Origin of the sequence: Bacillus sp. Marseille-P3661 (assembly GCF_900240995.1) — a bacterium.
Classification (GTDB): Bacteria; Bacillota; Bacilli; order Bacillales; family Bacillaceae_J; genus OESV01.
The window spans coordinates 1,217,043-1,240,120 of sequence record NZ_LT965953.1 but is presented as its reverse complement, the minus strand read 5'-3'; the positions used below and the strand labels follow the sequence as shown (position 1 = coordinate 1,240,120).

General features: G+C 35.4%; 26 protein-coding genes. 2 read left to right on the top strand and 24 right to left on the bottom strand.

What is annotated here, in order from left to right:
- Nucleotides 1-12: 12 nt before the first annotated feature.
- The 14 genes from C1724_RS05835 to C1724_RS05770 all read right to left on the bottom strand — a co-directional run bounded on the left by C1724_RS05835 (nucleotide 13) and on the right by C1724_RS05770 (nucleotide 11,510).
- Nucleotides 13-726, bottom strand: a complete 714-nt coding sequence (locus tag C1724_RS05835) for a demethylmenaquinone methyltransferase (protein WP_102345771.1) — start codon at nucleotides 724-726, stop codon at nucleotides 13-15.
- A gap of 2 nt (nucleotides 727-728) precedes the next feature.
- Entirely contained in the window at nucleotides 729-1,547 is an 819-nt protein-coding gene (locus C1724_RS05830; protein ID WP_258000283.1) for a heptaprenyl diphosphate synthase component 1, read from the bottom strand.
- Nucleotides 1,548-1,740: 193 nt separating this feature from the next.
- A complete protein-coding gene (gene mtrB / locus C1724_RS05825; protein ID WP_102345769.1) occupies nucleotides 1,741-1,971 on the bottom strand; it encodes a trp RNA-binding attenuation protein MtrB in 231 nt (76 codons plus the stop codon).
- A 112-nt stretch (nucleotides 1,972-2,083) separates the two neighbouring features.
- Nucleotides 2,084-2,650, bottom strand: coding sequence for a GTP cyclohydrolase I FolE (folE, locus tag C1724_RS05820; protein WP_102345768.1), 567 nt, complete (start codon nucleotides 2,648-2,650; stop codon nucleotides 2,084-2,086).
- Nucleotides 2,651-2,899: 249 nt separating this feature from the next.
- Nucleotides 2,900-3,172, bottom strand: coding sequence for an HU family DNA-binding protein (locus C1724_RS05815; RefSeq protein WP_180994131.1), 273 nt, complete (start codon nucleotides 3,170-3,172; stop codon nucleotides 2,900-2,902).
- A 597-nt stretch (nucleotides 3,173-3,769) separates the two neighbouring features.
- Complete coding sequence (gene spoIVA / locus C1724_RS05810) at nucleotides 3,770-5,248, bottom strand: stage IV sporulation protein A (RefSeq protein ID WP_102345766.1); 1,479 nt, start codon at nucleotides 5,246-5,248, stop codon at nucleotides 3,770-3,772.
- Nucleotides 5,249-5,509: 261 nt separating this feature from the next.
- The gene (locus tag C1724_RS05805) at nucleotides 5,510-6,226 is read right to left on the bottom strand and encodes a hypothetical protein (protein ID WP_374703423.1); all 717 of its coding nucleotides are present in this window, start codon (nucleotides 6,224-6,226) and stop codon (nucleotides 5,510-5,512) included.
- A 30-nt stretch (nucleotides 6,227-6,256) separates the two neighbouring features.
- Nucleotides 6,257-6,457 carry a DUF2768 domain-containing protein gene (locus C1724_RS05800; protein ID WP_102345765.1) on the bottom strand — a complete coding sequence of 67 codons (201 nt, stop codon included), beginning with the start codon at nucleotides 6,455-6,457 and terminating at the stop codon, nucleotides 6,257-6,259.
- A 283-nt stretch (nucleotides 6,458-6,740) separates the two neighbouring features.
- Nucleotides 6,741-6,998, bottom strand: coding sequence for a stage VI sporulation protein F (locus tag C1724_RS05795; RefSeq protein ID WP_102345764.1), 258 nt, complete (start codon nucleotides 6,996-6,998; stop codon nucleotides 6,741-6,743).
- Between the two features lie 209 nt (nucleotides 6,999-7,207).
- The gene (locus C1724_RS05790; protein WP_180994130.1) at nucleotides 7,208-8,227 is read right to left on the bottom strand and encodes an NAD(P)H-dependent glycerol-3-phosphate dehydrogenase; all 1,020 of its coding nucleotides are present in this window, start codon (nucleotides 8,225-8,227) and stop codon (nucleotides 7,208-7,210) included.
- An 81-nt stretch (nucleotides 8,228-8,308) separates the two neighbouring features.
- Complete coding sequence (gene der / locus C1724_RS05785; protein ID WP_102345762.1) at nucleotides 8,309-9,619, bottom strand: ribosome biogenesis GTPase Der; 1,311 nt, start codon at nucleotides 9,617-9,619, stop codon at nucleotides 8,309-8,311.
- Nucleotides 9,620-9,824: 205 nt separating this feature from the next.
- Entirely contained in the window at nucleotides 9,825-10,010 is a 186-nt protein-coding gene (locus C1724_RS05780; protein WP_102345761.1) for a capping complex subunit for YIEGIA, read from the bottom strand.
- Entirely contained in the window at nucleotides 10,007-10,903 is an 897-nt protein-coding gene (locus C1724_RS05775) for a YIEGIA family protein (RefSeq protein ID WP_102345760.1), read from the bottom strand. Before C1724_RS05775 ends, C1724_RS05780 begins: the two co-directional genes overlap by 4 nt.
- 4 nt (nucleotides 10,904-10,907) lie before the next feature.
- Nucleotides 10,908-11,510, bottom strand: coding sequence for a YphA family membrane protein (locus tag C1724_RS05770; protein WP_102345759.1), 603 nt, complete (start codon nucleotides 11,508-11,510; stop codon nucleotides 10,908-10,910).
- A 127-nt stretch (nucleotides 11,511-11,637) separates the two neighbouring features.
- On the opposite strand from C1724_RS05770, the gene C1724_RS05765 reads away from it, so the two are divergent.
- Both C1724_RS05765 and C1724_RS05760 read left to right on the top strand, forming a co-directional pair.
- Nucleotides 11,638-11,769 (top strand): YpzI family protein, encoded by a 132-nt coding sequence (locus C1724_RS05765; protein ID WP_102345758.1) that lies wholly within the window; start codon nucleotides 11,638-11,640, stop codon nucleotides 11,767-11,769.
- Nucleotides 11,770-11,904: 135 nt separating this feature from the next.
- Nucleotides 11,905-13,257, top strand: coding sequence for an IS1182 family transposase (locus tag C1724_RS05760; protein ID WP_180994129.1), 1,353 nt, complete (start codon nucleotides 11,905-11,907; stop codon nucleotides 13,255-13,257).
- A gap of 134 nt (nucleotides 13,258-13,391) precedes the next feature.
- Here C1724_RS05760 and fni read toward each other — a convergent pair whose 3' ends face one another.
- The 10 genes from fni to prsW all read right to left on the bottom strand — a co-directional run bounded on the left by fni (nucleotide 13,392) and on the right by prsW (nucleotide 22,928).
- The gene (gene fni / locus C1724_RS05755; protein WP_102345757.1) at nucleotides 13,392-14,447 is read right to left on the bottom strand and encodes a type 2 isopentenyl-diphosphate Delta-isomerase; all 1,056 of its coding nucleotides are present in this window, start codon (nucleotides 14,445-14,447) and stop codon (nucleotides 13,392-13,394) included.
- A 13-nt stretch (nucleotides 14,448-14,460) separates the two neighbouring features.
- Nucleotides 14,461-15,597, bottom strand: a complete 1,137-nt coding sequence (rpsA, locus tag C1724_RS05750; RefSeq protein WP_102345756.1) for a 30S ribosomal protein S1 — start codon at nucleotides 15,595-15,597, stop codon at nucleotides 14,461-14,463.
- Nucleotides 15,598-15,725: 128 nt separating this feature from the next.
- Nucleotides 15,726-16,304 carry a lysophospholipid acyltransferase family protein gene (locus tag C1724_RS05745; RefSeq protein ID WP_102345755.1) on the bottom strand — a complete coding sequence of 193 codons (579 nt, stop codon included), beginning with the start codon at nucleotides 16,302-16,304 and terminating at the stop codon, nucleotides 15,726-15,728.
- Nucleotides 16,305-16,307: 3 nt separating this feature from the next.
- A complete protein-coding gene (cmk, locus tag C1724_RS05740) occupies nucleotides 16,308-16,976 on the bottom strand; it encodes a (d)CMP kinase (protein ID WP_102345754.1) in 669 nt (222 codons plus the stop codon).
- A gap of 98 nt (nucleotides 16,977-17,074) precedes the next feature.
- A complete protein-coding gene (locus tag C1724_RS25450; RefSeq protein WP_258000282.1) occupies nucleotides 17,075-17,260 on the bottom strand; it encodes a YpfB family protein in 186 nt (61 codons plus the stop codon).
- Between the two features lie 53 nt (nucleotides 17,261-17,313).
- Entirely contained in the window at nucleotides 17,314-17,970 is a 657-nt protein-coding gene (locus C1724_RS05735; protein ID WP_102345753.1) for a flagellar brake protein, read from the bottom strand.
- Nucleotides 17,971-18,277: 307 nt separating this feature from the next.
- Complete coding sequence (gene ypeB, locus C1724_RS05730) at nucleotides 18,278-19,630, bottom strand: germination protein YpeB (protein ID WP_102345752.1); 1,353 nt, start codon at nucleotides 19,628-19,630, stop codon at nucleotides 18,278-18,280.
- A gap of 15 nt (nucleotides 19,631-19,645) precedes the next feature.
- Nucleotides 19,646-20,479 (bottom strand): spore cortex-lytic enzyme, encoded by an 834-nt coding sequence (gene sleB, locus C1724_RS05725; RefSeq protein ID WP_374703442.1) that lies wholly within the window; start codon nucleotides 20,477-20,479, stop codon nucleotides 19,646-19,648.
- Nucleotides 20,480-20,744: 265 nt separating this feature from the next.
- Nucleotides 20,745-22,097, bottom strand: a complete 1,353-nt coding sequence (locus tag C1724_RS05720; RefSeq protein WP_180994127.1) for an IS1182 family transposase — start codon at nucleotides 22,095-22,097, stop codon at nucleotides 20,745-20,747.
- Nucleotides 22,098-22,229: 132 nt separating this feature from the next.
- On the bottom strand, nucleotides 22,230-22,928 hold the full coding sequence (gene prsW, locus C1724_RS05715; RefSeq protein WP_102345750.1) for a glutamic-type intramembrane protease PrsW: 699 nt from the start codon (nucleotides 22,926-22,928) through the stop codon (nucleotides 22,230-22,232).
- Nucleotides 22,929-23,078 lie beyond the last annotated feature (150 nt).

The window sequence follows — 23,078 nt, the reverse complement described above, 5'->3', positions numbered from 1 at the left end:
TTAATCAAGAGGTTATTTATCATCCGGTTTAAATCCCAAATGCATCGCTGCAACACCGCCGGTGTATGGTTTCACTTTAATGTTAATAAGTCCTGCTTGTTTAAACATTTGCGCTAGTTCTTTTTGGCCCGGAAAGTCTTTTGCAGATTCCTGTAACCAAGAATATTCCTCGAAACTTTTTGCAAAAAGTTTCCCTAACATCGGCATTATAAATTGAAAGTAAAGGTAATAAAGTTGTCTAAATCCGAACATTGTTGGTTGGGATGTTTCTAAGCAAACAACTTTTCCGCCCGGTTTAACAACCCTATACATTTCCCTCAGCACCTGCAGGTAATCTGGAACATTCCGTAAACCAAATCCGATCGTAACATAGTCAAAAGTATTATCATTAAATGGTAATTCCATAGCATTACCATGAACTAATGTAATATTGTCAAGGTGTAAATTCTGTACCTTTTGTTCGCCGATTTTCAACATATTTTGACTAAAGTCTAATCCTGTCACTTTCCCTGTTGGACCGACTGCATTTGCTAAAGCAATTGTCCAATCAGCAGTTCCACAACATACATCAAGGGCAGCTGAACCCGGTTGAACGTTCATTCTTCTCATGGTGTCTTTCCGCCATGCAATATGACGTTTAAAACTAATTACAGAATTCATTACATCATATTTTTCATATATTTTTTCAAACACACTATGAACGCGTTCTTCCTTTGAAAAACCCATTTTCACCCTTCTTTCACAGCTTTCCTTTTAACTAATCCCATTGTTTCGCAACACTCCGTTAGTTTATCCTCAAGGAGTTCTTTTAACTTAGGATCTTTAATAAGGATTCGCTCAATATTTTCAAACGAATTCCTTACTTGAGAATTAATAACCGTTAATATTTGAGTTGAATCGGTTTGGAAAGGTTTTTTTTGTTTTGCTATTATTGAACTTATACCATCTATGACAACTGAGTATTTGTTTTCTTTGTATTTCTGTTTCTCTTCATCAAGTTTAAATATTAATAATAATTCCTTAGTAACTTCTTTCAGATCAGGTCTTTTTGTAAATTCTGCTACTTTTTGTATTAGCAGTGAATTTACTGTGGCAACGCTATCCATTAACTCCGCCAATTCGTTTGCGTCCTTCTGATAAACAGATATCTTCTCCTCGTTGATTACTTTAACTGCATTGGAGAGTAATTTTATCATCGGGATATCATCGATTGTAGCTAATAAATAATAATATAAACCACTAAAATAGTCGCCAGCAAGAACCGTTAACTGCTGACTTTTCGTATTTGGATTATCTTCGTCCAACCCATCGTTATTAACAAATTCATGTGTATCTAACGCAATTTGGATGAGCATTGTTGGAAGAATATAATCCCTTATTTGCGATCGTGACATATTAGATTGTTTAAGTATAATATACAATAAAAACAATTTTTGTTCATCTATAATCGGGACATTAATAAACTTCATTAAATAAGGATGCTTGATTCGTTGATCTATGTCCATTTTTATATGCCAGATATCCTCATAGATGTCGTTCACGCTCATCACCCTTGTCTTTCCTAGAAAACCAAGCTTCATCGATAAAAATGGCAAAAGCTTATGATTTTCTTACTTTAGTCCATCATTCTTCATTAGCCTATTGATATGTGTATTAACTTTTTTATTTTTAATATTACTATCTCCATACACACTTACAAACAATCATAACGAAACTCAATTTTCTATTTCCTATTCTTGCTTATTCGTCTGTACTCATCTCACCATGTGCCGTTTGAACAATCGCTTTACCTCTTATTTTTATTGCGGAGGTATGTTCCGTAAATTGGGCAATCATAATTTCGCCTTTATCCAGTTTTTCAGAATGATGAAAGCGTGTATCAACACCTCTTGTAAGCCCGATCACATTTACACCATCCTCTTTTGCCTTAATCACGATAAATTCATTACTTGTAGAAGGTTGATTCTTCATTACATATCCTCCCTCAAATCGACTCCGTTACTCATAATAATATCTCATTCGACAACGCAAATTGTCAATGTAAAATGAAATGAAACTACAGAATATAAAAACTTTATGATAACTATTCTTTAATTAAAGATAAAACCTCTGCCCGAGCAGCTGAGTCTTTTTCAAAAATACCTCTTACAGCTGAAGTAACTGTTTTTGAACCTGGCTTTTTAACACCTCTCATTGTCATACACATATGTTCAGCTTCAACAACAACCATCACACCGTATGGACTGAGTTTCTCAACAATAGCATCAGCAACTGTGGTAGTAATTCTTTCTTGTAGTTGAGGGCGCATTGCTACAGTTTCTACAGCTCTAGCTAATTTACTTAAACCTACCACTTTTCCACCTTTTGGAATGTATCCAACATGTGCCTTTCCAAAGAAGGGAACCAAATGGTGTTCACACATTGAATAAAAAGGAATGTCCTTTACTAATACAAGTTCTTCATGTTGTTCACTAAAAATAGTGTCAAAATACTCTTTGGGATCCTTACCAATTCCAGAAAACACCTCAGCATACATTTTAGCTACACGTTTTGGCGTATCTAGTAAACCTTCTCGATTCGGATCCTCACCGACCGCTTCTAAAATTAAACGAACGGCATATTCTATTTGTTCATGATTAACATCCACGATTTATTAGTCCTCCTAATATTTTTTACATTTATATTAAAACAATGCTCAATGTACAAAGATTATATATTTAAGTTGACCCATATAGAAAAAATATTTCTTTAAGCTTTAATCAACTTGATAATACTAAAAATTCTAGCATATGAAGAATATAATGGCAATTAACATAGTAGTTTCAAACTATACAGTTGACCCTAAACGCAAAACAAGGGTCACACGAATGTGCGACCCTTGTAGCCCATATGTATTGGATTACTTAACAGCGTCTTTAAGGGCTTTACCAGGTTTAAATGCTGGTACCTTACTTGCTGGAATCTCAATTTCGTCACCAGTTTGCGGATTGCGTCCTTTACGAGCTGCACGCTCACGTACTTCAAAGTTACCAAAACCAATCAATTGAACTTTGTCACCTTGCTGAAGCGAATCCATAATAGCATCGAAAACAGCATCAACAGCTTTTGTAGCATCCTTTTTCGATAATTCAGTGCTTTCAGCAACTGCATTAATTAAATCTGTTTTATTCATGCCATTCACCTCCTCCCAATCCAAGTCTAGGTAATGATTTCTTAGAAGTTTCATTACCTGTGATCTCAATTACCATTTCAAAAACTATCATCACATTTTTAGTTTCAGATAGTATAAAATAGCTGTTACTACATGTGTTTACAGTTTTATCTGTTTATATACCTTTTACAGCTATTTATTAACAGACCTAATATTAACCGACAATTGAAGATAATTCAATATCTTTCAATAGTTTTTCGGATAATTATGCTACTTTTGGTAAAAGTAGCTTAGATGTTGAGAAAAGATTATCACAATCAGTAGCAGTTCGCAAGACAGAAAAGCTATAAAGACTAATATTTTCTGTAATTTTAAGATATTTTACTCATTTTTTTAATAAAATTAGCTAAAAAATTACAATTTCCCATCTGTGTGCAAAACATGGGAATACCAGGGACTGCATATACAAAAGTAGTAAACTGCGTAAGCCACTCACTTTCCGAGACTGATTCATATCATGAGTTATATAACATTAACTAATCCATAATTAATTATAAACAACAAAAAAGACCCCCTTTATAAAAGAGGAGCCTTCGAATAAAACATTTAATAAATTCTTTATAAGATGATGGCAATTAATCCACCGGATCCTTCATTAATGATTCTTTCTAAAGTTTCTTTTAATTTATAGCGCGCATTCTCAGGCATTAATGATAACTTTGCTTGGATTCCTTCTCGAACGATCGAACTTAACGAACGGCCAAAAATGTCAGAATTCCAAATAGATAGTGGATCATCTTCGAAATCTTGCATTAAGTAGCGAACAAGTTCTTCACTTTGTTTTTCAGTCCCGATGATAGGTGCAAATTCTGACTCAACGTCTACCTTAACCATATGAATAGACGGAGCCACAGCTTTTAATCGAACCCCAAATCTTGAGCCTTGACGGATAATTTCCGGCTCATCCAGACTCATATCTTGCAGGGCCGGTGCAGCAATACCATAGCCGGTTTGTTTTACCATTTTTAATGCATCTGAAACTTGATCATATTCTGACTTTGCATGAGCAAATTCTTGCATTAACTGTAATAAGTGATCTTTCCCTCTTATCTCAACACCAACAACTTCCTTCAAGATTTGATCATATAAATCATCTGGTGCATATAAATCAATTTCTGCAATTCCTTGCCCCATTTCAATACCGGCAAGACTTGCCTGCTCAATAAAATCATACTCACCAAAATGACCCACTACCCTATCTACATCTCTCAAACGTTTAATATCCTTTACAGTGTCTTTTACAGCTTCTTGGTAACTTTGACGTAACCAATGTTCCTCTCTTAAAACCATTACCCAGCTAGGCAGATTCACATTCACTTCGAGTACAGGGAATTCATATAATGTTTCCCGAAGTACATTAATTACATCTTGCTCACGCATACTTTCTACACTCATTGCTAATACAGGAATATCATACTTTTCATTTAACTCATGTCTTAAGCGTTCTGTATCAGGATGATGTGGATGAACAGTGTTCACAATCATAATAAAGGGTTTGCCAACATCCTTTAACTCTTGGATTACACGTTCTTCGGCTTCGAGATAATCTGCACGTGGAATTTCTCCTATTGAACCATCTGTAGTAATGACCACTCCTAATGTGGAATGTTCCTGGATGACCTTTCTCGTTCCAATTTCAGCAGCTTCATGAAAAGGAATAGGCTCTTCATACCATGGTGTATTAATCATTCTAGGCCCGTTCTCATCTTCATAGCCTTTAGCTCCAGGAACTGTATAACCCACACAATCTACTAATCTTATATTGACTTCCAGCCCCTCGTTAACATTCACGGCAACCGCCTGATTTGGGACGAATTTAGGTTCTGTTGTCATGATCGTTCGACCTGCTGCACTCTGTGGTAGTTCGTCTTGAGCACGGGCTTTATCCGCTTCATTTGCGATACTTGGTAAAACGACTAACTCCATAAATTTCTTGATAAAGGTAGATTTACCTGTTCTAACAGCACCTACCACACCTAGATAGATATCGCCGCCAGTGCGTTCTGCAATATCTTTAAAAATATCTACTTTTTCCATTTGAACCCCTCCCGCTCTTTGGTTCTGGGTAACATACTAACGTTAGACAGTATAAGTGTATGATGTTGTCCCAATTAAATATGACCAAAAAATATATATTTTATGGTATTTTTTCAAACTCCCTAGATCACAGAATAAACCCTGCTCTATAAAAAAGTATTACTTTAGAGCAGGGTTCATGACAAAAAATATTTATTCTGTTTAGAAAAATTCGAAATTTAGTTTTTGTTATGCTGTAATCTTCACTTATGCCTAATGTTATTACTGTAGAAAAATAGGCTCATTATCTTTAATCGTATACGGTACAGAGTATGCAGGTACAAAGTCATATTCACTAACAAGGATTCCCCTTATATCATCACCCGGTTGATAATTAGTTTTATTTTTTTGTAATTCTGCATACAAATCAGCAGCATAATCTATATAAATCTCCCCTTGTGTATCAATAAATAAAGGAAGGTTTTTTTGCGAATATGGGCTTTTTACATAAGGGGGACTATCCCCATAACCTAATTCTTCATAATCAACAGTAAAATAATTCTCTGCTATTTTTTCTTTATATGGCGGATAACTATGCTTCTCACGATAAAAATTAATACGTAATTTTAGTTCCCGTATTACTTCAACACTGGTTAGATCTATTAACTTTACCTTTGGATCCGATTCTACGTCCACGAGTACATATTGAAATATACCACCACTTTCAAATGCACTTCCAGGCGGCTCTGAAATATAGCGCGGACTTAGCTTATTAAAATCGATTAAATATTTTTGGTATATGGGTGTATCACTGTCTTTCGTTTTTATCGGTAAGATTCCACCTTCATTCTCTTGAAACTGATTTACTGCATTTTGCACCATTTGAATCTGATCTTTATATGGCACTTGGTTTTGGCTTAGTCTATCCTGTGGATATAAGCAACCAGACAGGGTAATTAACAACATAACCAAACCTGCCAATAAATTTATCTTTCTCAATTTAGAAACCCTCCATCTTCAACATAAGCATCATTCAGGAACAGGACCACTCATTACCACCCAGAAAATAATCAATCCGGCTACAATCATCAGTATGTATGCAATAATTGCTGTTATTGCTTTAAAAAAACCTTTTAGTTTATAACGACTTAAATAGATAATAATTACGGAAAGGAACATACTTCCTATTCCAATAAACGAGATCCACATCTTTAATAACCCTGGTGACATATTACCAACTCCTTTTCAAATCGGGCTTATTATATCATAACTTGTCCCCTAAAGACACGAAATAAAAGAAACTCATAATGAAGGCCTATAACACCGGTAGCAGTCCAAATCCAATAAAGTTAATTCCTAGAGAATAAAAAAGACCAAAGCATGGGGCAATGCTTCAGCCTTTAGCGACTAAATATCCCTTTCAACCACAGTTCAACAAATTTGTTACACTTTATACTATGCGAAAAATTGACTGGCCGACTCATTAAAGCGCCTATGGTTCCATTAATTTTTACTACATATTTCCGTCAATTTCCCTAAAATCTAAAGGTCGTTTTTGATTAATAATCGCATCTACTATCGAATCCTCTTTATCCTGTGAAACAGGAACATTTGCAAGTGATGAAAGTTGTTTTACAAGAAGGCGTACTGTTTCCTCATCCTGTAAATTAGCATCTTTTATTGAATCAGCAACATTAATAATATCCTCAGATTTAATATTTGTTTTTGTTTCAATTTTGTCGAATAAACTCTTAGGTATGAATTCTCTCACAATAAATCCTCCTTGTTATTTCTAATGTTACTATATGCAAGGAGGAAAAATGGGTGAATGTCATTGTAACAATATCAAATAAGAATTTATAAACTAAACACGCTTTCTGCCATAAAATATTTTGATTTGATTTTTTGTTGAAATAAAAAAGGAGCCTTTGTAAGACCCCTGCTCTATCCTGATTCTATAACCCTTGTTTCAATACATTTTTACTTGATCGGTAAATCTTCCATTTCGTGCGTTGGTACGCGACCCATTAATCCTTCAACTGCTTTTCTAGGGTCAGAATTATTGAATAATATATCAAAAATCGCCTTTGTAATTGGCATTTCTACATTTTCTTTTTTTGATAATTGATAAGCAGCTTTTGTTGTCCGGACACCTTCTACTACCATTCCCATATTCTCTAAGACCTCGTCTAGTTGATGGCCTTTACCCAATAAATTACCAGCACGCCAATTTCGGCTATGTACACTTGTACACGTAACGATAAGATCACCAATTCCAGCCAAACCGGCGAAAGTTAATGGATTGGCCCCCATCTTAACACCAAGCCGTGAAATTTCAGCTAATCCTCTAGTTATTAAAGCAGCTTTGGCATTGTCTCCATAGCCTAGACCATCGGATATCCCTGCTCCAAGTGCAATAATATTTTTTAAAGCACCGCCAATTTCCACACCAATAATATCTGGGTTTGTATAGACTCTAAAGTTATGATTACTAAATAAATCCTGAATTTTTTCCGCTGCTTTTAAATCAACTGAGGAAACCGTAACAGTTGTTGGTTGTCTTTTACTTACTTCTTCAGCATGTGAAGGTCCAGACAGCACAACAACTTCTTCCCGTAGATGTGCGGGCACTTCTTCTTTTACGAGCTCAGAAATCCTTTTCAATGAATCAGGCTCTAGCCCTTTACTAACGTGACAAATCAATAACTTTTCATTAATAAAAGAGACCATTTTCTTTAAAACATCTCTTACAGCCTTAGTCGGAACAGCTAAAATTATGACTTCAACTTGATCTAAAACTGCTTCTAATGATGAATATCCGACAATACTTTCTGATAATCTAATATCGGGTAAATATTTACTATTTGTATGATTCTTATTAATTTCATAAATTTGCTCTTCTCGATGTCCCCATAACCTAACTTCATGGCCATTATCAGCGAGAACCATTGCCAGTGCAGTTCCCCAGCTTCCTGCTCCAATGACAGCACACTTTACCAAAAAAACACACTCCATTCATAAGCTTTTTTCTCAAGATTACCCCTAGATGTTACTAGATTCAAAATTGATAACATTTCGTTACTATTTTCGTGCTCTAGCTATGATCTTTATAGGTGAGCCAATAAATTCGAATGCTTCACGTATCCTGTTTTCTAAGAACCGCGCATATGAGAAGTGCAGCAGTTCAGGATCATTTACAAATATCACAAATGTTGGCGGTTTAACAGCAACTTGTGTAGCATAATAAATTTTCAATCGAGTTCCTCTATCAGTTGGTGTTGGATTCATGGCTACGGCATCCATTATAACATCGTTTAATATATTCGTTTGTACTCGCATATTGTGACTGTCAGAAGCCGTATTAATCATCGGTAACAATGTATGTATACGTTTTTTTGTTTTGGCTGATAGGAATACTATAGGTGCATAATCTAAAAATTGAAAGTGATCTCTAATTGTTTGTTCGAACTCTTTCATAGTTTTTTCATCTTTTTCAACTGCATCCCATTTATTAACTACAATCACCACTGCTCGTCCTGCATCATGTGCATAGCCTGCAATTTTTTTATCCTGTTCTATTATACCTCGTTCACCGTCTAAGACTACTAGTACTACATCTGAGCGTTCAATCGCTTTTAACGCCCGGAGTACACTATATTTTTCAAGGTTTTCATAAACCTTTCCTCTTTTTCTCATTCCTGCTGTATCAACAATTACATAATCCTGTCCTTCACGTGTTAGTTTCGTATCTATAGCATCTCTTGTTGTACCCTCAATATCACTTACAATGACTCTTTCCTCACCTAATATTGCATTAACTAAAGAAGATTTGCCTACATTAGGTCGACCAATTAAACAAAATTGAATGGTGGACTCATCATATTCTTCTTCATCTTTTGTAGGAAACTTTTCGATCACTGCGTCTAATAAATCGCCTAACCCAAGGCCATGTGATCCTGAAATTGGAAAAGGATCTCCAAAACCAAGAGAATAAAATTCATAGATTTGTTCTTTCATTTCTTGGTTATCAATTTTATTAACGGCTAGCACAATTGGTTTTTTAGAGCGGAATAATAACTTCGCCACTTCTTCATCAGCTGCGGTTACTCCCTCTCGGCCATTAACCATAAAAATAATTACATCTGCCTCATCGATCGCTATTTCTGCCTGCTGTCTCATTTGTACAAGCAACGGCTCATCACCAATTTCTATACCGCCTGTATCAATTAGATTGAAGGTTTTATTCAACCATTCAGCTGAACTGTATATGCGATCTCTTGTTACACCTGGTACATCTTCCACTATTGAAATACGTTCTCCGACGACCCGATTAAAAATTGTTGACTTTCCTACATTCGGGCGACCGACTATTGCTACGACTGGTTTTGCCATTTTAATCTTCCTTTCCACATTTTGCAACCCATTTGTTAAGTAATTGTAGTTGCTCCATAATTAAAAACTATTTATTTACCAAGAATTTCTTACAAAAGTATATCATCACAGTATGAAAAAACCCTTCTCAATTTAAGAAGGGACTAGATCTTTTAGTAACTAAATTATCTTACCAAATAACAACAATACAAACAACATTTTCATGTTAATGTTTTACGATGACATATAAGTCATCTGTTAGCCGGTGGGCAATTCCATCTAGAATTGCTTCTAAATTTGCTGCATAAAATTCCATCTCTTCTGTAGAGTCGCATTGAAAGATAGCTGTTGCTCCGGCTGCTTTGTTTGGATTGGTCGTGACGATAGCTAATATGTACTTTTCAATATTCATTCTAACTTACGCCCCTTTTCATTTGCTTTTGACTCAGTAGGCATTCTAATAGCATTTTCAAGAACCGGAACCTGACCTATAACAGCTATAGCTTTTTCTAAATCTTTTTCTTGGGGTAATACAAATACGCCAACACGACCATCATCCAGATCTCTTTTGGCTAGAGGAACTAACGCCGGTGTTCCAGAATCCCTAAATACCCCCAAAGCCACGGAAACATCATGTAAAATGGCCTGCCGTTGCCCTAAATTCGCAATAGTCGACCTAATATTAAAATTTTTTGGTTTTAAAATAAAACCCATTCCATATTTTAAAATCTCTTCTTGACGCGCAGGTAAGCCAATATTCATAATATAAATATTATCAATATATAAACCTGCCCCTTCAAAGTGAAGTTCATGATGCTCAATATCTACAATATCCTTTAATCTGCCGCCAGACATCCACTTTTTTGATAATAATAAACATATAAAACCTGCGATTATGCCAGCCCACCAATCAATTGTAAGATATGCAAGTGTTGTTACAAAAGAGGTGAATATCACCAAATAATTTCGTCCTTCAAACGCTACAGCAATACCCTCGATATATGTGCTGCCTCGGGGAACCAACTCATATGAATCAAGTTCGGTTAACGTATTGCGCTCCATATTGCGAACATCCCTAAATTGCGAAGCCGCTAGGGTCAAAAAGGTGATGGCCGTAAAATCTTCCTCCATAATTGAAGGTACAGCAACTGTACCTAATCCAGCCGCAATAAAACCTAACGCAAGATGAATTATTTTCCCATGCAAATACGTTGGATATTGACGGTAATCTGTTCTTAACATATATAGTCTTGTTAATGTACCAACTACAACCCCCATTAAAATTGGATATGTATATTCATTCACACTGTCAACCTGCCTTTCCTTTCGTCCTTGCCTGGAAATGTGTTTCCCATATCATGGTAACTTTTTCTAGTATGCTCCAAAACATAACTAATAATGTCATAATTGCCATAACATCTAAAAATTGAAATGAACCAATTTCGTGTGGAAATGAAAATCTACTTAGAATATAGGTGTAAAGAAGTTCGCCATTACAAACCCCAATAATCATAACCATCATACGATGCGAACTGTCTTTTAGTAGCATTAAAGTCAAATAAACCATTGCAACAGAAAGCATGAGATTTCGATCAAATAATAACCATACAGGATCAAATAATTCAAACAAGTGAAAGCCTACATAACCCATTGTTATAATTAAAGAGCTAATTAAGAAATAAATTAAAGTCCAACCTCTTACGTTTATTGATACTACACTCAATGTAAAAAGAATTAATAATAAGAAGGTTAAATTTATAGAAATACTTGATATCCGCACTATATGATTACTGCCAATAATAAAAAGCAAAATTGCAGCACTTAATATTAGTCTTTTTTTCCCTTTTTTCATAAAGAAAGTTGAAAAGACCCAGGCAATCCAAGAAAACCAATAAAAAACAATCCCTTCCATCGATATCACCACCAATATCCATTATGTCTTAATTTTTACGGTTTCATTCTTGCCCCGTATAATGTTAATAAAAAAGAAAATACTAAAGTGAAACTCTAAGAAATGAAAACGACTGGAGGGATGAATTATGGGAAGAGATCGTCAAGAAAAAAAGCTTAGACAATCAGGGCGAGTTGAGTCAGATCGCGATCAAAAACTCTCTGAAAAGGGTGCAACAGCTCTCGAGAGTCCTGAGGGAGCTAGGGAAAGAAATCAATAAAAATAAGGATCTCTTATTAAGAGATCCTCAGGCTGTCGAGAAACCCTCGACAGTCTATTTTTTTCACATTAACTTTAACAATTCACCGCGTTAATTTGGTATAATATAAGTAATATAGATAGGATGGTGATTAGTATGTTTAACACTAGAAAAAATACTCAAAACGAAGTTGAATTTGTATCTATTGAAGACCTTGTCCCTGAAGATCATCTATTAAGAAAAATCGATAAGTACATAGACTTTTCATTTATTCCAGAAAGAGTTCGACCGTACTATTGCGAAGATAATGGACGTCCTTCGTTGGATCCACTTATTTTATTTAAGATGATGTTTATTGGTTATATTTACGGTATCCGTTCAGAAAGACAACTTGAACGTGAAATACAAATGAACATTGCTTACCGCTGGTTTCTTGGTCTTAAATTAACTGATCCAGTGCCACACCACTCCACTATAAGTTGGAACCGTCGAATGCGTTTTAAAGATACTGACATTTTTCAAGAGATCTTTGATGAAAGTGTTATGCAAGCCATTAATCACAAAATGGTTGGTGGGAGAGTCTTGTTTACTGATTCAACTCATGTAAAGGCAAATGCAAATAAGCATAAATTCATAAAAGAAGAAGTTGAAGTGGAGACACGTGAATATGTAGAGGAATTAAATAAAGCCATTGAGGAAGATCGAGTAAAACATGGAAAAAAGCCTCTAAAGGAAAAAGAGGAGGTGAATGAAACGAAAGAAATCCGGAAGAGTACAACTGATCCGGATTGTGGATTTATGTCACGTGATAATAAGCAAGAAATGTTCTGTTATCTAGACCACCGTACAACCGATATTAAATACAATATTATAACAGATGCCTTTGTAACTCCCGGTAATGTCCATGATTCAGTTCCTTATCTCAAGCGATTAGATCGTCAAATCTCACGATTTGATTTTAACGTAGAAGCGGTGGCACTAGATTCTGGATACTTAACAAATCCAATATGTAAGGGATTATTTGATCGTGAGATCTTTGGTGTAATTGCCCACAGAAGATATCAACCGACAAGAGGACTTTTTCAAAAGTGGAAATTTACATATGATGCGGATACAGATGTATATGTCTGTCCCAATGGTGAACAATTAAATTATCGTACCACAACAAGGGAAGGATATCGTGAATATAAATCCGACTCTAAAAAATGTACAAATTGCCCTCTCCTACAACAATGTACACGGTCAAAAAATAAGCAAAAAGTGGTCACACGACATGTTTGGGAAGAACATAAAGAGAAGGTGAGACTTAACCGATTATCTTCAGGAGGAAAAATTCTTTATAAATATAGAAAAGAAACCGTAGAGCGAAGCTTTGCAGATTCAAAAGAACTGCATGGGCTTCGCTACTGCCGGTTACGAGGAATTAAAAATGCAAGTGAGCAAGTGCTACTTACAGCAGCTTGCCAGAATATGAAAAAGATTGCCAACCATCTAGCGAAACTTGGCTAGGTGGTTGGGAGTGATATTTTCTTATTCTATCTCATATTTATATTAAGTTAATTTTCATTAAACAAAAAAGAGTGTAGAGAAAAAATACCCCTTTCTCTACACTCTGAGGATCTCTTATTAAGAGATCCTTATTTTTATAATTTCCTACAACTATAGAGTTTTGTATCTATGCCTCGTTCATTTAACCAATGGTGAGTAGGTCCGCTGATGATCAGAGGAGCTTTTTGTAACGTTTCTATATTGGGTGTCCCTAAAGCAGTCATTAGAATTGTCAAATCCTCTTTAAGGCTTTGGATTGTTGCTATTAAAGATTCTTCACCTTGATCCATCAATATTTTCAGGAAATATCCTGCAAATGCTACAGCAGAAGCTCCAAGCGCAATTGATTTAGCTACATCAAGCACACTATAAATACCACCAGATGAAATAATCGATATACTAGGTGATCGGTAACTAACCTCTGCTACTGAAATTGCCGTAGGAATACCCCAATCATTAAAAAAGTCCAAGACATCTGATCGACGCTTATTTTCAATTTTTGCAAAGTTAGTTCCGCCATATCCACCTACATCAATAATCTGAACACCTATATTGGTAAGTTGAATCGCCGTTTCTTGACTAATTCCAAAGCCTACCTCTTTAACGATGACGGGAACCTCTATTTCTTTTACCATTTGTTCCAGGTTAAATAATACCTCACTAAAATCACGATCACCTTCTGGCATTGTTAGCTCTTGGATTACATTTAAATGGATTTGAATTGCATCGGCCGCAAGCATATTGATAGCTTGCTTTGCTTGGTCAACTGTTGCCTCACTACCTAGATTAGCAAAAACGATGCCGTTAGGGTTTTCTTCACGTACAACCCGAAATGTACTTGTTTCATTTATATCTTTTATTGCAGCCATTTGCGAACCAACTGCAATCGGAATATTACACTGGTTTGCAATCCGTGCAAGTCTTCGATTTATATCAGCCGTTTTTTCTCCGCCCCCACCTGTCATCGCATTGATTAAAATAGGCGAACTTAAGTTAAGTTCGCCTATTTTTGTCTCTAATAAGATATCATCAGTTGATAAATTCGGTAGGCCTTGATGTACAAATTGAATGTCCTCTAACCTATTTGTTGCAGACATTTCTATGTTTAATGCATGCTGAATATGTTGTAATTTACGTTCAGCTCTGCCCATTTATATCACTTCTTTATCTTAATTTTTTAAGTTGATCACCAATCATATCGCCCAAAGAAAAACCGGATGGTTCACTTGTAGCTTGATATTCTTTGTAATCTTCTTCAGCATGTTCTTCTTCGATTAGTTCACGAATACTTAAAGAAATTCGTTGATCAGCTTTATTTACATCTAATACCTTTACCTTAACTTTCTCGCCCTCTTTTAATACTTCCTGTGGTGTGCCAATATGTCGGTTAGATATTTGAGAAATATGAACTAATCCCTCAACTCCAGCAGCTATTTCAACGAATGCTCCAAAATTAACAAGACGTCTAACAGTACCTTCGATTACATCACCTTGTTTCACTTCAATTGTATCCCATGGCCCTGGTAATGTTTCTTTAATGGATAATGAAATCCGTTCATTCTCAGTATCTATACCTAAAACCTTAACGGTTACTTTTTGCCCTTCTTCAACAACATCAGAAGGCTTATTAATATGGTTATGAGCTAATTGCGAAATATGTACTAACCCATCAATACCACCAATATCAACGAAAGCTCCAAAATCAGTAAGTCGTTGAACAGTCCCATCGATTACTTGCCCAACTTTTAATGATTCAAATGTTTGCTGCTTTTTCGAAGCAATTTCATCATCTAAAACTGCTCGATGAGAAAGAATAACACGATTTTTTTCACGATCTAATTCAACAACTTTCAAGCGTAATGTCCGACCTTTATAATCTGAAAAATCTTCAACAAATTGACGTTCTACAAGCGAAGCCGGTATAAACCCACGAACACCTAAATCAACTACAAGTCCACCCTTAACTACATCTTTAATCTCTGCATCGAAAATTTCACCAGATTCAAATTTTCTTTCAAGCTCATCCCATGCTTTCTCCGCATCGACTGCTCTTTTTGAAAGAATTATTTCCTCTTCTTCTACTTTAATTACTTTAAGTGTAAGTTCTTGATTTTCTGATACAGCATCTCCTGCTTTTTCAATATGCAAGCTAGATAATTCACTAATAGGTACAATTCCTTCAACCTTATAGCCAATATCAACTAATACATGCTTGTCTTCCACCTTTGTAACCGTACCGGTTACAACATCACCCTTAGCATAAGTTTTTACCTCTAATTCTTGATTCATTTCTTCCGTCATCTAAAAAACCTCCTCAATCCACAAACACCTGTCTGCTTTTCTTAATTTTTTTTAGAACATAAATAATTACTCTTCATTCTAACTTCTAACAAACCCTTGATTTTGTCAAGTAAATTGCTTTTAGTTTACTAGTTTTTTTCCTTCAATTCACGTATGCTGTTCATAATTATATCTGTAGCTTCTTGAGCAGAAACTTTACTCTCACGGTATTTTGTAAAATCTATCGGTTTACCATAAATAATTTTTATAGGATTAAATTTTTTATAAGGTCCAATAATTACACATGGAACAATTAGAGCATCGGAGCGAAGCGCAAAGAAACCTGCTCCCGCTAGTCCTTCGCCAATTTCACCTGTTTTACTTCTGGTACCTTCGGGAAATAGACCTAAGACTCTACCTTCTTTTAATAAAGATAGTCCCATTTTTAATGCGCCTCTATCACTCATCCCCCTCTTTACAGGAAATGCCTTAATTCCATACATAATCGATTTAATAATAGGCTTCTGAAATAATTCTTCCTTTGCCATAAAACTAATATCACGTGGACAAGTAACTCCAACGAATGGCGGATCATTATTTGAGATATGATTACTACATAGCAAAACCCCTCCCTCTTTCGGGACATTTTCTTCACCAATTACAACGACCTTGTACATCGACTTATAATAAATACTACATAATAATTTCCCCAGTGGATAAAGATTCATCTTTTAAACCCTTTCTTGAATTAACTGAATAATTTTCTCAACTACTTCCTCAATTGACATTTTGGTAGTATTAATTTCTATTGCATCCTCGGCCTTCCTTAAAGGAGCTACTGTTCTTTCTGAATCCAGCTTATCACGTAAAGCGATTTCCTCTTTTAATTTCTCCAAATTTGCCTGAAATCCTTTTTGAATGTTTTCTTCATATCTTCTTTTTGCTCGTTCCTCTACCGAAGCAACCATAAATATTTTTAATTCCGCACTAGGTAGTACATGCGTTCCAATGTCTCTACCATCCATAACTATTCCGCCACCTACAGCCATTTCCTGTTGTTTTTTAACCATATGCTCACGGATACCTTGATATCTAGCAATAATCGATACTTTGTTTGTCACTTCGTTTGAACGAATGTTCTCAGTCACATCAATTCCATCGATATAAACGCGTTGACCTTCATCAACAGACTTCAACTCAATATGTGTATGTAAAACCATGTTTACCAGGGTTGTTTCATCATTTATATCTATGTTTTCGGTAAGGGCTTTATACGTGATTGCCCTATACATTGCACCAGTATCTATATATATGTATGACATTTTTTCTGCTACTTTTTTCGCAACTGTACTCTTTCCAGCTGCAGCGGGACCATCAATTGCAACAGATATTTTCTTCAATTCAAATCACCTCTTAAATTTCATCGGTTTTTTACACAGAAGAAAAAGCAGGAATTCCTGCTTTTTCTTTGTAATACCATGATATCATTTATTTATCACTATCGGTTCATTGTTTCAACAATTTCTGAAAATTGATCTTTCATTACGCCTTCATAATAAGTTAGTTTACTTAAATAAGGAGTTAATGATTCATAGGATAATAACCATTGGCCGATCAGTAACAACATAAAGTGTAAAATAACAAATTTATAAATATATCTTTCTAATGTTTTCAAGGGAAACACCAACCAATTTTTTTTGATTAGTATTCCAAGTTATCAATAGATTATGCACATAGTTAAATTCCTTTTTTTCGCTCACTTAATTGTCGATCAAAACAAAAGCGAATAATTTGTTGTTTAACGGATTCCTTAAGATTTACAAATTGAATCGGTGCTTTATCCCTACTCCCATCAGTACCATTAATGATACGAATTACTTTGGCACTAGTCTTTATGTAATAATATTCACCGCTTGAAAGCGGCAACACTAAATAGCACATTACATCAAACTGTGGTTTTATATTATGATTAGGAGGAAGAATAATCGCCGCTCCTCCAGCGCTTATATCAACCGTAACCGTTACGAAGGGTTTGAATTCTCCATTTACAGGATGAATGGCTATATCTGTAGTTGCATCAATTCGAACATATTCCCGCCTTTGGATCCGGACAAGTTTATCCTGTCCTGGGTAGCTGATGATAATCATCGGAATATTTGCCTTCACTCTTCCTAGTATCTCTGTATCAAAAGTATAAACAGCACTATCCTTACCGTAGAAGGAAATCCTTAATTCAGTACCATCTAGGAAAAAAGCTGTCTTACCCGTTGTTTCATTAATCGGATAATCAATATATATATAATTTCCCTTTTTCTCAACAACTTTACATTTATATCGTTCTTTTGCATCTGAATATTTTAACTCTATAAAAATCGTATCCCCAATATTCAGCATGTTGGCCCTCCCGTCTCCACTACTTCTCATCTATTATTATCTCACGGAACAAACAAAAGGCGCAAGCATCCACATTTCCCTATGTGCTGCCGATATTGTCTTGTGGGCAAAGGGATCCTGGCTCTTCCCAGACAGGCAAGCATCGGCTAAAACAGCCATATCCTGTCCCAACGTTGATACTAGCACATAACTGTCTGTACGTCTTTGACCCCGAGGATCTGAGCGCTAATTCTAGATTAACAAAAAAAAGGAAAAGCATATGTAACTTTTCCTTTTTTTGTTTAATTGGGTTTTGGATTGTGCTTAATTAAATTTCTTCATATAACGGTTCTGCATTATTTAATTTTTCGATCTTTTCTTCTGATCCGTCTTCAGCATTAATATAAATACGATACGTATTATCATTTATGGTTCCAACAATTTCATAACAAAGTACTTCCTCTTCATGCTTGCCATTAATTATTGCTAATCTATCTTCCATAACTTTTACTTGTGGATTTACTTTTTTCTTAGCCTCTTCGATTGTGATTGCCGGTTTAGCAATCGTGCGTTCATGATGTGCCATTAAGTAATCTAAAGCTGAAAAACCAATGACATTCCCTTCATCTAAAGAAACCTTCATCCTTATTGCTTCCGGATATATACGGATGTCATTTTGCTTAGATACAAATGTAAACACACCAACAGAGTCATACTGGGCACTTTCGATAAGCTCTAACCCTTCAAAGTTATGATCCTTCAAATAGGTTTTAGCTTTTTCTGTTGCATCATTCAGACTAATTTTTTGCTCTTTTATTTCACGATGGTTCAATACCCAAATTGGATAGCCGCCCTTTTTGGTTACATCCATGTAGATTTCAGATTCCTGTTTAGGCGTATCGATAGCTAGACTATAAAAGCCATAATCCGAGCCTTCTCCGCTCTCTGTTACATCTACATTAACCTTCTCATCAATATCTAGAAATTTTCTAGCTACACTTATCGCCTCTTGCTCAGTTATCTCTTTTCCTTCTAAGTACTTAAAGTTACCCTTTTTTCCATTTGTTGACATCTGAGTGAATTCTGGTCCAAAACTTGACTCTGAGTACTCCTCAACATTTTTCTCAACTGTTTTAAGACCATCAATGATTGTGTTATCAGCAGTTTGTTCTGATGATGCAAGTGCCATTTCTACATCCATCCATCTAAGATTGTTTTCAAGCACTTGATGCTGCACCTTTCTTAATTCTTGTTGAATCTCAGATGCATTCGAGTACAACTGCTGTAAGGTTTTATATTCTTCATCCGTTAATGGTTCTTTTTCAAGATCACGTATCGCTGTTTCATAAGAGAAATCACCGATGTTTGATAAGAACTCCTCCGTTTTATTAAATGGCAATAATGTAAGCGGCAGCTGACCTACATCTGAATGGGCCTCTGACGTTATTCTCCAGACTTCAGCTAATGCAGGTGAAATCTGACTTCTAGAATTCATTGCCAAAGTTGAGCCAATCTTATCTTGAAGTAAATCAATTTGATAGGTTAATTCATGAAATGCTCGTTGATAGTTATTTTCTGCATGTATCAAGATAGCATTTTTTTCCTGGTGCTCTTGATATCCCCAATATCCCGTTCCAATAACGATAACTGCAAAAAAAATGATCAAAATTGTTCTAAGCAAGTATAACCCTCCTTTCTATTTACAGAAAATATGCTTTCCAATTTTTTTAATTTGGGGCCTACCCCATATCCAACTAGATGTGGCAGTAGCTGGATTAAAATAATACAAGGCCTCACCTGTTGGATCCCATCCGTTGATAGCATCCATTACTGCTTTCTTAGCCGTTTCGTTTGGAGTTAGCCATATTTGACCATCTGCTACCGCTGTAAAAGCTAAAGGTTCAAAAATAACCCCTGCAACAGTATTAGGGAATGTTGGGCTATTGACACGGTTTAAAATGACGGAAGCTACAGCAACCTGTCCAACGTATGGCTCTCCTCTCGCTTCCCCATATACAGCATTTGCCATGAGTTGTATATCATTTTGTGAAAATCCATTTGGCATATTCACAGCTGTTGGTTGAGATGGTTTTTCGCCACCTGTATTTGCTGTACCTGCACCTTTACCTGTTCCTTGTGTCTGATTATTTTTTTGATTGTTATTGGTTTGTTTTACCTGACTTTCTTTTGAAACTCCACCATAATACGTGAAATCACGTCCTTGATTTACTTGTTTTTGAACATGTGCTTTATCATATTTAGTCGCTTTTACTAGTTTAGCTTTCGTTGTTTCTCCTGCTAATCCATCAATGGGTAGTCCAAATTCACTTTGGAAATTTCGAAGGGCCCAATAAGTTCCCCATCCAAAAACACCATCTATTTTACCTTTATAGAAACCTATGTACTGTAGCCGGGCCTGTAATTCAATGACATCCTCACCAACCGCTCCTCTTTGAATAACTTGGGGAGAAAATGCATTGACTTCGTTTGTTTCGAAATTTGAGGCAGCTACTGTTATTAATAAGGCCATTACTACAAAATAGCGAACCACGTAATTTAAGTGCATTTTGTTTTAACCTCCTTCTAGGAATGGTAACTAAAAGTATTTTCTGTAGAAAATGTTATTTTATTCATAAATAATTCTCAATTTCCATGTAAAACATAAAAGTCACTGTTTTTAACAGTGACTCAGAGTGTAGAGAAAGGGGTATTTTTTCTCTACACTCTTTTTTGTTTAATGAAAATTAACTTAATATAAATATGAGATAGAATAAGAAAATATCACTCCCAACCACCTAGCCAAGTTTCGCTAGATGGTTGGCAATCTTTTTCATATTCTGGCAAGCTGCTGTAAGTAGCACTTGCTCACTTGCATTTTTAATTCCTCGTAACCGGCAGTAGCGAAGCCCATGCAGTTCTTTTGAATCTGCAAAGCTTCGCTCTACGGTTTCTTTTCTATATTTATAAAGAATTTTTCCTCCTGAAGATAATCGGTTAAGTCTCACCTTCTCTTTATGTTCTTCCCAAACATGTCGTGTGACCACTTTTTGCTTATTTTTTGACCGTGTACATTGTTGTAGGAGAGGGCAATTTGTACATTTTTTAGAGTCGGATTTATATTCACGATATCCTTCCCTTGTTGTGGTACGATAATTTAATTGTTCACCATTGGGACAGACATATACATCTGTATCCGCATCATATGTAAATTTCCACTTTTGAAAAAGTCCTCTTGTCGGTTGATATCTTCTGTGGGCAATTACACCAAAGATCTCACGATCAAATAATCCCTTACATATTGGATTTGTTAAGTATCCAGAATCTAGTGCCACCGCTTCTACGTTAAAATCAAATCGTGAGATTTGACGATCTAATCGCTTGAGATAAGGAACTGAATCATGGACATTACCGGGAGTTACAAAGGCATCTGTTATAATATTGTATTTAATATCGGTTGTACGGTGGTCTAGATAACAGAACATTTCTTGCTTATTATCACGTGACATAAATCCACAATCCGGATCAGTTGTACTCTTCCGGATTTCTTTCGTTTCATTCACCTCCTCTTTTTCCTTTAGAGGCTTTTTTCCATGTTTTACTCGATCTTCCTCAATGGCTTTATTTAATTCCTCTACATATTCACGTGTCTCCACTTCAACTTCTTCTTTTATGAATTTATGCTTATTTGCATTTGCCTTTAAATGAGTTGAATCAGTAAACAAGACTCTCCCACCAACCATTTTGTGATTAATGGCTTGCATAACACTTTCATCAAAGATCTCTTGAAAAATGTCAGTATCTTTAAAACGCATTCGACGGTTCCAACTTATAGTGGAGTGGTGTGGCACTGGATCAGTTAATTTAAGACCAAGAAACCAGCGGTAAGCAATGTTCATTTGTATTTCACGTTCAAGTTGTCTTTCTGAACGGATACCGTAAATATAACCAATAAACATCATCTTAAATAAAATAAGTGGATCCAACGAAGGACGTCCATTATCTTCGCAATAGTACGGTCGAACTCTTTCTGGAATAAATGAAAAGTCTATGTACTTATCGATTTTTCTTAATAGATGATCTTCAGGGACAAGGTCTTCAATAGATACAAATTCAACTTCGTTTTGAGTATTTTTTCTAGTGTTAAACATACTAATCACCATCCTATCTATATTACTTATATTATACCAAATTAACGCGGTGAATTGTTAAAGTTAATGTGAAAAAAATAGACTGTCGAGGGTTTCTCGACAGCCTGAGTCACTGTTTTTAACAGTGACTTTTTATGATGATATTTTATTATGATTGTGTTTAGTTATCGAAATGATATTCGGTTGATCTAATCTATTGGCTTCTTTGACTTTCTTTAAGGCATTAATCCATAAGAAAATCATAAAAGGAACAATTAAATAAACCCAGTTTCGTTCAATTGACAACAATATAAAATCATATGTTCCATGAAAAATAATTGGCAAAATCAACGAAAGAACTATCCACAGTTTTTTATGATTTGTTGTTGTAAATTTTCCTTTACCTAAATAAAAACCCATAACTACACCAAATAGAGCATGGCTCGATACAGGTAATAAGGCACGTCCTAACGCAAATTCAATTCCATTTGCAAATAAATATAAAATATTTTCAATTGTAGCAAATCCTAAAGAAATGGCGACACCATAAACAATGCCATCATAACGCTCATTAAAGACAGTATGTTGGTAAACTGTGTTGTATAATATAAACCATTTAACAAATTCTTCCAATAGCCCTGATAATATATAAGCATTACTCCAATTTGGGACTAATAATCCCTCTGCCGTAAAAGCATATTGAATAAACATAATCGGAAATACTAATAATGCACCGAACATAAATGTACGAAATACCACACTAATAGGCTCGGTTTCATATTTATCACGCAAGTAAAAATAACATAGAAGCGCGACACCAGGTGCAAGACCACTTGATAAGATCGCTATCATAGTTAAAATTTAATCCTTTCTAAAAGCACATTTTTCTTCAATTATTATCGTAACATGTTATAAAAAAAAGCGAAAGAAGTTATATCGTAATGAGGTGAAGAACCTATTGAAAATACATCTAATTTACTAGGCGCTATTGAAATAAAGAGG